Origin of the sequence: Clostridium sp. UBA3061 (assembly GCF_002367465.1) — a bacterium.
GTDB classification, from domain to species: Bacteria; Bacillota; Clostridia; order Clostridiales; family Clostridiaceae; genus Clostridium_J; species Clostridium_J sulfidigenes.
In genome coordinates this window covers 26,651-39,594 of sequence record NZ_DFCF01000020.1, presented here as the reverse complement: position 1 = coordinate 39,594, position 12,944 = coordinate 26,651, and the positions used below count along the sequence as shown (strand labels likewise).

The window sequence follows — 12,944 nt, the reverse complement described above, 5'->3', positions numbered from 1 at the left end:
AAATAAAATACAAAATAAGTTAGGACAAGGATAATTTCCTTAATTGAAGATGATATAATAAAAGTAATATTGAATTTAAGGAATATTTAAGTTAAAGGAACTGTAGTTGTTTAAGAAGTAATAAGAATGAATTTACATAAGAGTTGAATATATAGAAAAAATTATAAAGGCAGGGTGGATATAAATGGAGTTAAGGAAAAGTATCATTAACTTAAGAAGGGAATTTCATAGATGTGCAGAAGCTGGGTGGTTAGAATTTGAAACCACCATAAAAATAATGGATTACTTGAAAAAACTTGGATATAATCTACAATATGGTAAGGAAATACATAGTAATCCAATGGGTATGGCTGATGAAGAAATACTTACTAATCATAGGATAGAGTGTAGTAGAGCAATTAAAAACAAGTCCTATAATGTAGATGAAATTCTACAAGGCTATACTGGGGTAGTAGCAAGTATAGATACAGGAGTTCAGGGTCCTACCATGGCTTTTAGATTTGATATAGATGGTCTTAAGGTTGAGGAAGCTAAGGAAAATCATAGACCTTTTAAAGAGGGATTTTCTTCTAAAAATCCAGGAATATGTCATTGTTGTGGTCACGATGCTCATATAGCTATGGGCCTTCAGCTTGCAAATACTATTGTAGAGATGAAAGAAAAATTAACAGGAAAAATAAAGCTCATATTTCAACCAGCAGAGGAAGAGGTTAGAGGGGCTAAGTCTATGGTAGAAGCTGGAGTTTTAAAAGATGTAGATTATTTATTCTCTGGTCACATCGGCTTTATTAATAAAAATAATGCCATAGCTGTTAAAGTTAAAAATTTGCTTGCTACTAATAAAGTGGAGGTAGAGTTCTTAGGTAAATCTGCCCATGCAGGTCTTTGTCCAGAAGAGGGAAGAAATGCTCTTTTAGCAGGAGCAAGCTGTATTTTAAATCTTCATAGCCAAGTGCAATTTGGAAAAGGAGTAGGAAGACTTAACGTAGGAACTCTTCATGGAGGAACTGGAAAAAATGTTATAGCAGATAAAGCAGTTTTACAGTTGGAAACAAGGGGCGATACTAACGAAATTAATGATAGAATCATGGATATGGTTTGTCGAGTAGTTAAGGGTGCAGCAATTTCCTACAATGTGGAATATAATATAAGAGTAGTTGGTTCTGCAAGGGCATATAATAGCACCGATAATGAATTTTCTAAGATAGTAATAAAAAATCTTAGAAGTTTACCTATAGAAATTATTGAAGAATTTTCCTTTGGAGCTTCTGAGGATATAACTTATATGTTAGAAGAGGTGGAAAAGCAAGGGGGAAAGGGAATCTATTTTATAATTCCATCTTCTATTGTGGCACCACATCATAATCCCTATTTTGATTTTAATGAAGAATCACTTATAATAGGTCATGATGTATATGTACGTATGATAAGAACTTTTTTACAAAAGATATAATTTAAACTTGAGATAAATTTACTAAATTAAACAAGCTAAGGGATGTGTAGTTTTGAAAGAAGCAATGAAAGAAATTTTGGAAAAATATTATGGATATAAAAGCTTTAGGACAGGTCAACAGCCAGTTATAGAATCTATTTTAAAGGGAGAGGATGCATTAACTATAATGTCTACAGGTAGTGGTAAGTCTATATGTTATCAAGTGCCTGCTTTAATCCTTCAGGGATTAACTATAGTAATTTCACCTTTAATTTCCCTTATGAAGGATCAAGTAGATGCACTTAAGGACATGGGAATACCTTGCAGCTATATTAATAGCTCCTTAAGCAGTAAAGATTTTAAAGAAGTATTAGATGGAATAAAGGAAGAAAAATATAAAATACTTTATATAGCCCCTGAGAGATTAGATAATATAGAATTTTATAATGTAATTTCTAGGATACCTATTAGCCAGATAGCTATAGATGAGGCCCATTGTGTATCTCAATGGGGTCATGACTTTAGAGCTAGTTATAAAAGAATTGCAGGTTTTATAGAAAGGCTTATGGTGAGACCTATAGTTACAGCCTTTACTGCAACAGCTTCTAAAGAAGTAAGACAAGATATAGTAAAACTTTTAAAGCTTCAAAGTCCTAAAATATTTATTACTGGCTTTGATAGAGAAAACTTGTCTATAAATATAGTTAAATCTGAGAATAAGAAGAAATATCTTCTTAAATTTATGGAAGACAATAAAGAGAACTCTGGTATTATATATGGAGCTACTAGAAAGGAAGTAGATAATATTTATAGAGAGCTTTCTAGTAAGGGATATAATATAGCTAGATATCATGCAGGGTTATCTGATGAGGAAAGAAAAGAGAATCAAGAAGATTTTATTTATGATAGAGTTAAGATTATGGTGGCAACTAATGCCTTTGGTATGGGAATAGATAAGTCTAATATAAGATATGTGGTTCACTATAATATGCCTAAAAATATAGAAGGTTATTACCAAGAGATTGGAAGAGCTGGTAGAGATGGTGAGAAGAGTCAGTGTATATTATTATTTTCTCCAGGAGATATCCATGTTCAAAAGTATTTAATAGAGATGAGTATAGAAAATCCGGAGAGAAAAAACAATCAGTATAAAGCACTTCAGCAGATGGTGGATTTTGTTTATAGTAATGATTGTTATAGAAAATATATTTTAAATTACTTTGGAGAAAGTTATGAAGATGACTGTAATAATTGTAGTAATTGTTTAAATCAGGGAGAGATAGTTGATAAAACTGTAGATGCTCAAAAGGTATTATCTTGTATATATAGGATGAAACGAAACTATGGTGCAACTATGCTTATAGATGTACTAAGAGGATCGAAAAATAAAAAGGTTACACAGTTTAATTTTCAAGAGCTATCTACCTATGGAATAATGAAGGATTATTCAAGTGAAAACCTAAAAACTTTTATAAATACATTAATTTCTCATGGGTATATAAATCAAGTTGAAGGAACTTATCCTGTCCTTGCATTAAATAATAAGTCTATGGAAGTACTTAGAGGTAAGGAAGTAGTTCACTTTAAAGAATTTAAAGTTAAAGTAAATGCAGAGGTAAGAAATGAACTCTTTGATATATTAAGAGAACTTAGATATAACATGGCAAAGGCTGCTGGAATTCCTCCATATATAATTTTTAGTGATGGAACCCTTAGGGAAATGAGTGTTAAGCATCCTACAAATAAGGAGGAGTTTTTAGAGATATCTGGAGTGGGAGAAACTAAGTATAGTAAGTATGGTAAGGAATTTCAAGGTGCTATTATAGAGTATGTTGAAGCTAACAATCTAACTGTTAAGGAAAAGAATAACCCTGACAAAAGCTATGAAGAAGCTAGTGTAACTAAATCAGAAGAAATTAGTAGTATTAATGAGGAATCAGGGGATTTTTATGTAAATACTGATAAAAAACTATTTGAAAGGTTAGTTTTAGTGCGAAAGGAATTTAGCAGGATAGAAGGTGCCATGGAACAGAATATCATAGCAAAAAATACTCTAAAAGAGATAAGTGGAAGATATCCTAAAACCTTAGAAGAGCTAAAGGATATAGGAGGTATGGGGCCTAAGAAGATAGAAAAATATGGAGTGGCTTTAATAGAAGCAGTAAATACATATATAGAAGAAGAAGGAATAACTCCTATATGGGAAGAAAAAAAGAAAAAAAGATTAGTTATAGATGGAGATGAAAGAAAGAATAAGGAAATAGCTTTAGACATGCTAAATGAAGACTTTGCAATTGAGGATATTGCAGAAGAGATTGAGGTATCAATTTCAACTATACTTGGATACGTTACAGAGTATATAGAGGAGTATGGAAGACCTAAGTTTACTATTCCTTTAAATAAGTTTTTTAACCAAGATGAAGAAAAAATTATCATGGAAGTTTGTGAAAGAGTTGGCTATGATAAGGTTAGTAAGGTAAAGGCAGAGTTACCTAAGACAATTAATTATGAATCTATAAGAGCTGTTATACTTAAGAATTACTTTTAAGAGGAGAATATTATGGAAATTTTAAAATTTACAAAGATGCAGGGAGCAGGAAATAATTTTGTGGTTTTTGAAGATATGGAAGTAAAATACAATGATTTAGGTACTTTAGCTAAAAAGTTATGTGATAGAAATTTTGGCATAGGAGGAGATGGAATATTAGTAGTAAGAAGAAGTAAAATTGCTGATATTCAAATGATAATAATAAATAGTGATGGTTCCTATGCTGGTATGTGTGGAAATGGAATAAGATGCTTTGCAAAATACGTATATGAAAATAACATGGTAAGAAAAAGTGAGTTTACCGTAGAAACAGGAGATGGTATAAAGGTTTGTCATCTGTTCATAGAAGATAATAAGGTAAAAGCTGTTAAGATAAATATGGGAAGAGAGAGTTTTAATCCAAAGTTTATTCCTGCCTTAGGAGAGGAAGAAATTATTAAAAAAGATATATGTGCCAATGGAAAAAGCTATAATATAACTTCATTATTACTTGGAGTTCCCCATACTGTTTTATTAACTGAAGAGGGCGGGTTTAAGGTTGAAGAAGGTGCAGCCATAGAAACCCATGAATTATTTCCACAGGGGACCAATGTTAACTTTTGTAGAGTTGTGAATAGAGAGGAAATAAAGGTTAATACCTGGGAAAGAGGAGCAGGGCCAACCCTTGCCTGTGGAACAGGATGTTGTTCATCGGTGGTGGTTTGTAATAAATTAAATTTAGTAGATAAATCTGTGAAGGTTATGGCTCCAGGAGGTATTTTAACTATAGAAATAACTGAGGATGGAATAATGATGACGGGGCCAGCGGAGAATGTATTTAAGGGTGAAATAGCAGTATAAGTGAACATTAAGGGTTTATATTTAAACAATTTATAAATTTGTTTTAATATAAACCCTTTTTTATTTATTTATAGAATTATATTTGAAATAAATGGTAACAATTATAGTTGTGATAAAAGAAATCTATATTTTTAATATGTTTAAGGAGATAAACTGGTGATCAACAAAATAGATTTAGATTCAATAGCAATAAATACGAAGGCTATGTCTATGCTTTCCAAGGAAGTGTGTGAAGAGTATAGCATTTTACCTTATGACATAAAAAATAATGAGATTTATTTAGCTACCTTTACGGAGCATTCCAATGAAGAAATTAATAGATTAAGATTTATTTTAAAGAAAAAAATTGTATTTAACTTATGTACTATAGATCAATTTAAGATTTATTTAGATAAATATTATGAAGAAATTTATAGAAAGCAAATAGTTAAGGGACTTAAAGGTGAAGAGTATCCTAAAAAGGAGCGTGATAAAGAAGTAAAAGGACCCATTATTTCTTTAGTGGATTCGATTTTTAGAGAAGGTATTGAAAAAGGTGCAAGTGATATACATATAGAGTCATGGAAGGATACAATTACTGTAAGATATAGAATAGATGGAGTTTTAAATATTTTTAGTACTTTACCTAAAAATCTTTATGAGGTTATAGCCACAAGAATAAAGGTTATGGCAAATATGGATATTACTAATAAATATACTCCAGAAGATGGAGAGATAAATCTTGAAGTAAAGGAAAATATTTATGATTTAAGAATATCTACAATGCCTACTGTTCATGGAGAAAAATTTGTAATAAGAATATTACAAAGAAATGCACCTTTGTTAGATATAAATAAGCTAGGTTTTACACCTAAAGATTATCGACTCTTAAAAAATATATTAAAGTTCAAACAAGGTTTAATCATAATTACAGGTCCTACAGGAAGTGGTAAAACTACTACTTTATATTCTATGATAAATGAGTTGAACGAAGAAACTAGGAATATAGTCACTGTAGAAAAGCCGGTGGAGTGTGAAGTTGAGGGAATTAATCAAGTTTCCATAGGAGATGGTAGTGCTACCTATGGAAATATATTAAAGGCAGTATTAAGACAGGATCCTGATGTAATAATGGTGGGTGAAATTATAGATAAGGAAACTGCTGAAGTAGCTATAAGAGCATCTTTAACAGGTCACTTAGTTTTAACTACCTTGCATACTAACGATGCTAGCAGTGCTATAAATAGACTAACTAACATGGGGATAGATGGAGATATAATTAAAAGTTCTCTCGTTCTTGTAATTGCTCAAAGGTTAACAAGATTAATATGTGAAAAGTGTAAGGTGAAATATAAATTATCCAAGGAAGAAAAGAAGCTTCTAGCCATGGATAGGATTGAAGAAGGCTATAGAGGAACTGGATGTATTAAATGTAATAGCACTGGATACAGAGGAAGAACTGTAGCCTATGAGATTATGATTATGGGAAAGAGATTAAAGGAGTCTATGGATAGTGGGGATAGTGATATATTAAGAAACATAGCGATTGAAGAGGGAATGGTTACTATGAATGAATATTTTAAGGAGTTAGTTGTAGAGGGAAGTACTTCCGTGGAAGAGTATTATGGAAATATGCAGGTTTATAACATTGAAAAAGCCTTAGGAGTGGATTATGGAGTATAAGTATAAGGGGATAAATGTAAAGGGAAAAATTGTATCAGGAAAAGTTATAGTAGAAGATCATTGTAGTTTAATGGAAAGATTAGAAGAGGAAGAAATATATTGTATTAATTACAAAGAGTTGCATAAAGAAAATACATATTTGTTTAAAAGAAGGATTTCAGAAAAGAATTTATCTACTTTTTGCAGAAATTTAAAGAATAATTTAAAGGCGGGAATTCCTTTAGTTAATGCTTTGAAACTATTAGAAGAGCATTTAGGGGATAAAAGGTTATGTGAAATTCTAAATAAAGTTATAAATAATATAAAAAGTGGTTTATCTTTTTCAGAAAGCTTAGAGAAGTTTAAAAGTGTATTCCCAGAATTTTTTATAACATTAATTCATTTTGGAGAAGAAAGTGGTAGATTGCAGCAGATTCTAACTTTCATGGAAAAGTACTATATGAAGGAATATAAAAGGCGAAAGAAAATTATTAGCGTAAGTACTTATCCTATAGGATTATTTATATTTGTATTAATTATGGGCATGATTGCTATTTACAAGTTAGTACCTACATTTTTTAATTCTATGGATATAGAAAATATGAAACTTCCTTATATAACTAGATTTTATTTAGGATTATCTAGAGTTATAAATAGTCTAGGTATACTTGTAGTACCAATAGGCATAGGGATTTTTATAGGCATAAGCTTTATACATATCTATCTAAAGGGGAAAGGGATAACCTATAATTTAAAATATAAAAATCCACTAACGAGAAATTTAGAGAAAAATAGATTTTGTTGTAAATTTACTATGGCCCTTTCAATGATGATAGGTAGTGGTATTGATATAAAATCTTCTTTAATCTTACTGAGAAATTGTGAAAATGCCATTTACATTAAGGAGCGGTTAAATAGATGTATAGAAGGATTAGAAAGAGGTGATAGCCTTTATGAGGGCCTTAAGAGGTGCAATATTTTTTCAAATTATTTTCTATCAACAATATATATAGGAGAAATTAATGGAAGTGTTGAAGAGGTGTTGCAATGTTGTAATGAAGTTTTCGAAGAAGAACTTGAAGGGAAATTAGATAGGATCACATCCCTAATAGAGCCACTACTAATAGTCTTTGTAGGTCTATTTATAGGATCTATCATTATTGCAATTATGATTCCATTGTTTAATATGTACAATACAAAGTTTTAAAAGGTATTAAGGTAGAAAACTATGAAGAAAAATGGATTTACACTAATAGAATTAATAGTGGTATTAGGTATATTGTCTATATGTTCATTTATAATATATCCTCATTTAAACTCCTATGATGAAAAGAAGTTAGCCATGGAAATGGAACATGGGGTTAATGGCACAATTGAATTTATAAATAGCTGTAAGATGTATGCAAGAAATAATTATGATAATAGGAAACTCTTTAGATTAGTTATCCAAAGTAGAGAATTAAACCTATATCATGGAACTGTAAAAGTACACAGTTATCTATTACCAGATTCACTAAGGATACATATATCTAATGATGCTAGTATAACTATACCATTAGATATTGACGGAAATACATCTTTGGGAAGATCTATAAATATATATGATCCAGATGGACGTAGAGAAGTTATAACCATAAAGGTAGGAACAGATTATGTTAGTAAGCAAAAATAAAGGAATTACACTGTTAGAAACTATAATAAGCATGTTAGTTATATCTACTATTCTCATAGGAGCACTTACTTTTTATGGTGTAATGAGACGGTGTGAAGAAGAAGAGCAAAAGAAAATGAAGGCCACTTTTCAGATAGATGCAGTTAAAAAGCTTATTTTATGCAATATGGATTATGGTGATATTAAAAAAGAGATAGTTGAAAAAACTAGATTTATAAATACTAGTGATTTATCAGAGGAAGCTCTAGGTAGTATAAATATAAAATATATTATAAAGGATGAAGTAAAGCAATACCCAATTATAATGTTAATGGGAACTGAAGAAACTGGTAAAGAAATTATAAAAATAGAGGTTTTATATAAGTTTCAAGATGGAAAGGAAATAAATTATGTATTTTACAAGGGTAATTATGAGAAAAGCTAAAGGGGTTACCATATTAGAATTAATAGCGGCCTTAAGTATTTCCTCCTTAATAATTACAGTTATTATTAGCAGTTATAGTATTTGGATGAAAAGCTATAAGGAAAACGTATATTATTCTAGTGAAATTACAGGGATTTATGAAGCACTTATGTATATAGAAAATTATGTTAATTATAGAGGTGAAGGATGTTTTTTAAAAGATGGGGATATAATTATACCTACATCTGTAGGAGAAAGTTATGTTTCTTTAGAGGGGAATGAACTTAGGTTTTTTTTCAAGAATAAACATGGAGTAGGCCACACCAATCAGCCTCTTTTATATGATGTGAGAGAATTTAAAGTTAGGCAAAATGGTGAGGTTCTATTCATTAAAATAGTTACGAATAAAGGAATTAGTGGAGAGAGAGCAATTGGTAAAATATAAAACAGGGTTAAGCAAGTATAGAAAAATTCATAGGGGATGGATATTAACTTATGTGGTAATTGTAGGAATGATTATTTCCCTAACTATATGTTATTCTATGAAGTCCTTTATTAATAGAAATTCTTATATTAAAAATTATGTGGAATATAACTTGAAAGAAAATAAGGACCATAGCTATAAGGAGCACTTAATAGCTAATTTTAATAGTTATGTACTAGAAAATATAGAAACTATAAATGCAGAGACTTCAGAGAAATACTTTGAAAGGAAGGCTGGTGAAAAACTAATAACCTATGATAATAGTTATATAACCTATGATTTAAGTAATAAGTATTTTCAAATCAATGGATTAAACAGAGTTTATAGGTTCGCTATGGAGATTAGTGGTAGTGAAGTTAAATATATTTTTAAGGGGAATTTAGTACAGTAGAAGGGAGAGTTATGAAGAAAAGGTGTACGATTGAAATAAGTGAAGAAGAAATAAAGTTTGTAAAAGAAAAGATTAAAGATTTAAAAAAGGATAAGAATTTTTACTGCACATATTGCTGTAAGAAAAATTATAAAGACATTGATGTAGCAGTTGAGGAAAATTTAAGAAAGCTTAATTTGGACATAATTTTAGAGGGAGAAGAGATATTTGTACATAATATTTTTGTGCCTAAAGTAAATAAAAATAAACTAGATTTAATTGTTAAAAATCAAGTAATAAAAATTTTTTATGATATAGAAAATATAATATTTAACTATGAAATTATTAGGAATAAAAGAGGAAAATTAGAGGTAGCCATATACTGCATAAATGTAAAGGATTCACTTTTAATGAATCGAGAATTGTTTTTAGGAGCAAATATAAACTCTATAATACCTATACAACAGTTATATACAAATAAATACAACAAAAAGATTAAAAATGGAGAATTCACTTTAATAATATATAGAAATAAATATGTTTATATCATTGAAGTAGAAAATGGGACTATAAGAGCAAATAGAGTTATAAATGGAAGTAAAGAAAATGTAAATATAGAAATCTTAGCATTTTTGAGAGAGATTAATGGAGAAGAACATAATAATAATAAGGGAATTTACATCATTACAAATGAAAAAAAGGAAAAGGTTAAGGTCGCTAATTTATATGAGATGAAAAGGAGTTTTCCTGTAAATTCTTAATTTATGAAAGGGAGGGAGACAATGAAAGAAGGATATTATCCTCAATGGTATATAGAGAGTTTAAGGTACATCTATAAGAAAAATATAGTAAGGACTTTGATATATTTCTCTATATTATTTATAATTATTTCCATGGGAATATTAGGGAATCATTATAAGAGATTAAATATTGTAGGTAAAGTGCAGTATAACAAAAACATAGAATTAAATAATGACAGAAAAAGTATTACAACCTTTGCATATAACTATATTTATGAAATAATTTCAAAGGAAGAGCTTGAGATAAATTCTATGAATATAGATGACAATAATATAGGATTTAATATAAAGATTAAAGATAAGGAAGATTATTCAATGTGTATTAAAACTTTAGAAGAAAAGTTTTCAATAGTTGAAGTTTCATCTATTCTTCAAGAGAAGGAAGAGCTATATTTTACAGCTAGGGTAAAGATTAATGGATACTAGAAAATATAAATTAATTAATATTACTATAGTTATAGCAACTATAATACTCTTAATAGCCTATGGTAAAACACAAATAAATTTAAATAATGCTAAAAATCATAGAAATTTAGTTGTAAGTAACCTTGTAGAAGAAAATAAAAAGGAAGAGTTTAAACTTGGAGAATTTTTAAATAGATTAAGAAGTTATAATGATATTTCTTTAAATAACATTGTTGTTTATGACTCTTGGGGTGAAGTAACTATCAAGTGTAAGGGGGATTTTACTACTTTTAAAAATTTACTTAGTGATTTAGGTAAGATGGATGAAATAAAAGAAATTAACTCTTTGGTGGTGGAAGAAGATATTTGCACCTTTATTCTTGTATTCAAAAAAATCTAAAAAATTTGGTATTTTTATGTTGACTATTTATTTATTGTTATGTATAATTAATGCCAAGGTAAAAGTAAATATTGTCTTATCACGAGCGGTGGAGGGACTGGCCCTTTGAAACCCAGCAACCTGTGTATATATATTGAATCATATATCTTTATATGTGCGTCATGGTGCTAAATCCTGCAGCTTTTTTGAGCTGGAAGATAAGAGAATGAATTGGCATGCATGAAGTTTTATGCACTAGAGATTTATTCTCTAGTGCTTTTCTTTTTACCCCAAATAATTAAATCTAGATTTAAAGTAAATAGGATATCTACAGTAAAGGGCGGTGCTAGATAATGATAGAGGTATCACATATCAATAAGAGCTTTGAGAGTTTAAAAGTTCTAAAGAATGTATCATTTACCATAGAAGAGGGACAAGTATATGGAATCATAGGTCACAGTGGAGCTGGAAAATCTACCATGTTAAGATGTATAAATGGATTAGAAGGTTATGATGAAGGCAGTTTGAAAGTTATGGGAAAAGAAGTTTCCTCTATGACAGAAAGAGATATTAGAGAGTTTAGAAAAAATGTTGGAATGATATTTCAAAATTTTAACTTACTTAAAAGGTCTAATGTATATAATAATGTGGCATTACCATTACAACTATGGGGATATGATAAAGAGTATATAGAAAAAAAGGTAGAAGAATTGTTGAAAATTGTTGGATTATTCCACAAGATAAAGTCTATGCCTAAAGAGTTAAGTGGCGGAGAAAAGCAAAGAGTAGCAATTGCAAGAGCTTTAGCTTTAGAACCTAAAATATTACTTTGTGATGAAGCAACCTCAGCACTGGATCCTAAAACTACAAAGGACATATTAGAGCTGTTATCTAAAATTAATAAAGAAATGGGGATTACCATAGTAATGGTTACTCATCAGATGGAAGTAGTAAAGTCTATATGCCAGCGAATAGTGCTTGTAGAAGGAGGAGAAGTTAAAGCTGAAGGAAATGTAGATGAACTGTTCTTAAGACCAGGATATTCTCTAAGAAAATTCTTAGGAGAAGAAGAAGAAATTTTATTTCAAGATGGAGTCAATATTAAGATATATTTTCCGGCAAATAAAAGTGAAAATTCATTTATAACCAACATGGCTAGAGATTTGAATGTAAATTTTTCTATTGTGTGGGGCAAGTTAGAAAGATTTAGGGAAAATATATTAGGATCATTAGTCATAAGAGTTGATGAACAGTGGAAGGAAGTTGTTACTAGTTACTTAGAAAAGAATAAATTCCAATGGGAGGTGTTATAGTTATGACAGCAGAAGCAATTATAGGGATCCTTAGTAGTGCACTAATAGAAACTTTAATAATGGTAGTGATATCTACGATCTTTGCAGTAATTATTGGTATGGTTTTAGCCATAGCTTTAATACTAACAACCAAAGAAGGTCCAATGGAAAATAAATATATATATAAAATATTAGATGGGGTTATAAATACTTTAAGAAGTTTACCTTTCGTAATATTGATGGTGGTAGTAGTTCCTGTTACTAGAGTTATTGTAGGTAAATCCATAGGAACTACAGCGGCCATAGTACCTTTGACTATAGCTGCAGCTCCTTTTGTTGCAAGAATTATTGAAACTTCTTTAAAGGAAGTAGATAAAGGAGTTATAGAAGCAGCTCAATCCTTAGGAGCTACTAAGACTCAAATAATATTTAAAATAATGATAAAAGAAGCCTTACCATCTATTGCGTCAGGTCTTACTTTAACTATTATAAGCATTATAGGCTATTCTGCCATGGCTGGATCTATTGGTGGAGGAGGTCTTGGAGCAGCAGCTATAACCTATGGATATAATAGATTTAATACTCCAATTATGATATTTACAGTGGTAGTTTTAATTATATTTGTTCAACTTATTCAAAGCTTAGGAAACTACATATATAAGAAACTAAGCTAGTATT

General features: G+C 29.8%; 14 protein-coding genes and 1 riboswitch. All 14 genes read left to right on the top strand.

Annotated elements, in window-relative coordinates; translation table 11 throughout:
• Window positions 1-184 precede the first annotated feature (184 nt).
• The 14 genes from B2P65_RS16105 (at window position 185) to B2P65_RS16040 (ending at window position 12,940) form a co-directional block, all read left to right on the top strand.
• The gene (locus B2P65_RS16105) at window positions 185-1,453 is read left to right on the top strand and encodes an amidohydrolase (RefSeq protein ID WP_346880505.1); all 1,269 of its coding nucleotides are present in this window, start codon (window positions 185-187) and stop codon (window positions 1,451-1,453) included.
• Window positions 1,454-1,505: 52 nt separating this feature from the next.
• Window positions 1,506-3,980, top strand: a complete 2,475-nt coding sequence (gene recQ, locus B2P65_RS16100) for a DNA helicase RecQ (protein WP_414632456.1) — start codon at window positions 1,506-1,508, stop codon at window positions 3,978-3,980.
• 12 nt (window positions 3,981-3,992) lie between these two features.
• Entirely contained in the window at window positions 3,993-4,820 is an 828-nt protein-coding gene (dapF, locus tag B2P65_RS16095; protein ID WP_346877405.1) for a diaminopimelate epimerase, read from the top strand.
• A gap of 156 nt (window positions 4,821-4,976) precedes the next feature.
• On the top strand, window positions 4,977-6,482 hold the full coding sequence (locus tag B2P65_RS16090; protein ID WP_346877406.1) for a GspE/PulE family protein: 1,506 nt from the start codon (window positions 4,977-4,979) through the stop codon (window positions 6,480-6,482).
• Window positions 6,472-7,668, top strand: coding sequence for a type II secretion system F family protein (locus B2P65_RS16085; RefSeq protein WP_346847937.1), 1,197 nt, complete (start codon window positions 6,472-6,474; stop codon window positions 7,666-7,668). Before B2P65_RS16090 ends, B2P65_RS16085 begins: the two co-directional genes overlap by 11 nt.
• 21 nt (window positions 7,669-7,689) lie before the next feature.
• On the top strand, window positions 7,690-8,133 hold the full coding sequence (locus B2P65_RS16080; RefSeq protein ID WP_346847938.1) for a type II secretion system protein: 444 nt from the start codon (window positions 7,690-7,692) through the stop codon (window positions 8,131-8,133).
• Window positions 8,114-8,557: a hypothetical protein gene (locus tag B2P65_RS16075; RefSeq protein ID WP_346847939.1), complete on the top strand. Its 444-nt coding sequence runs from the start codon at window positions 8,114-8,116 to the stop codon at window positions 8,555-8,557. Before B2P65_RS16080 ends, B2P65_RS16075 begins: the two co-directional genes overlap by 20 nt.
• A complete protein-coding gene (locus B2P65_RS16070; RefSeq protein WP_346880504.1) occupies window positions 8,544-8,981 on the top strand; it encodes a hypothetical protein in 438 nt (145 codons plus the stop codon). The genes B2P65_RS16075 and B2P65_RS16070 overlap by 14 nt, the downstream gene beginning before the upstream one ends.
• Complete coding sequence (locus tag B2P65_RS16065) at window positions 8,968-9,411, top strand: hypothetical protein (protein ID WP_346847941.1); 444 nt, start codon at window positions 8,968-8,970, stop codon at window positions 9,409-9,411. The genes B2P65_RS16070 and B2P65_RS16065 overlap by 14 nt, the downstream gene beginning before the upstream one ends.
• Before the next feature lie 11 nt (window positions 9,412-9,422).
• Complete coding sequence (locus tag B2P65_RS16060; protein ID WP_346847942.1) at window positions 9,423-10,151, top strand: hypothetical protein; 729 nt, start codon at window positions 9,423-9,425, stop codon at window positions 10,149-10,151.
• Window positions 10,152-10,172: 21 nt separating this feature from the next.
• Window positions 10,173-10,616 carry a hypothetical protein gene (locus tag B2P65_RS16055; RefSeq protein ID WP_346847943.1) on the top strand — a complete coding sequence of 148 codons (444 nt, stop codon included), beginning with the start codon at window positions 10,173-10,175 and terminating at the stop codon, window positions 10,614-10,616.
• Window positions 10,606-10,995 carry a hypothetical protein gene (locus B2P65_RS16050; RefSeq protein WP_035129332.1) on the top strand — a complete coding sequence of 130 codons (390 nt, stop codon included), beginning with the start codon at window positions 10,606-10,608 and terminating at the stop codon, window positions 10,993-10,995. The genes B2P65_RS16055 and B2P65_RS16050 overlap by 11 nt, the downstream gene beginning before the upstream one ends.
• A 73-nt stretch (window positions 10,996-11,068) precedes the next feature.
• Window positions 11,069-11,199: riboswitch (SAM riboswitch) on the top strand.
• A gap of 128 nt (window positions 11,200-11,327) precedes the next feature.
• Window positions 11,328-12,287: a methionine ABC transporter ATP-binding protein gene (locus B2P65_RS16045; protein ID WP_346847944.1), complete on the top strand. Its 960-nt coding sequence runs from the start codon at window positions 11,328-11,330 to the stop codon at window positions 12,285-12,287.
• A gap of 2 nt (window positions 12,288-12,289) precedes the next feature.
• Window positions 12,290-12,940 carry a methionine ABC transporter permease gene (locus tag B2P65_RS16040; RefSeq protein ID WP_414632280.1) on the top strand — a complete coding sequence of 217 codons (651 nt, stop codon included), beginning with the start codon at window positions 12,290-12,292 and terminating at the stop codon, window positions 12,938-12,940.
• Window positions 12,941-12,944: the final 4 nt, after the last annotated feature.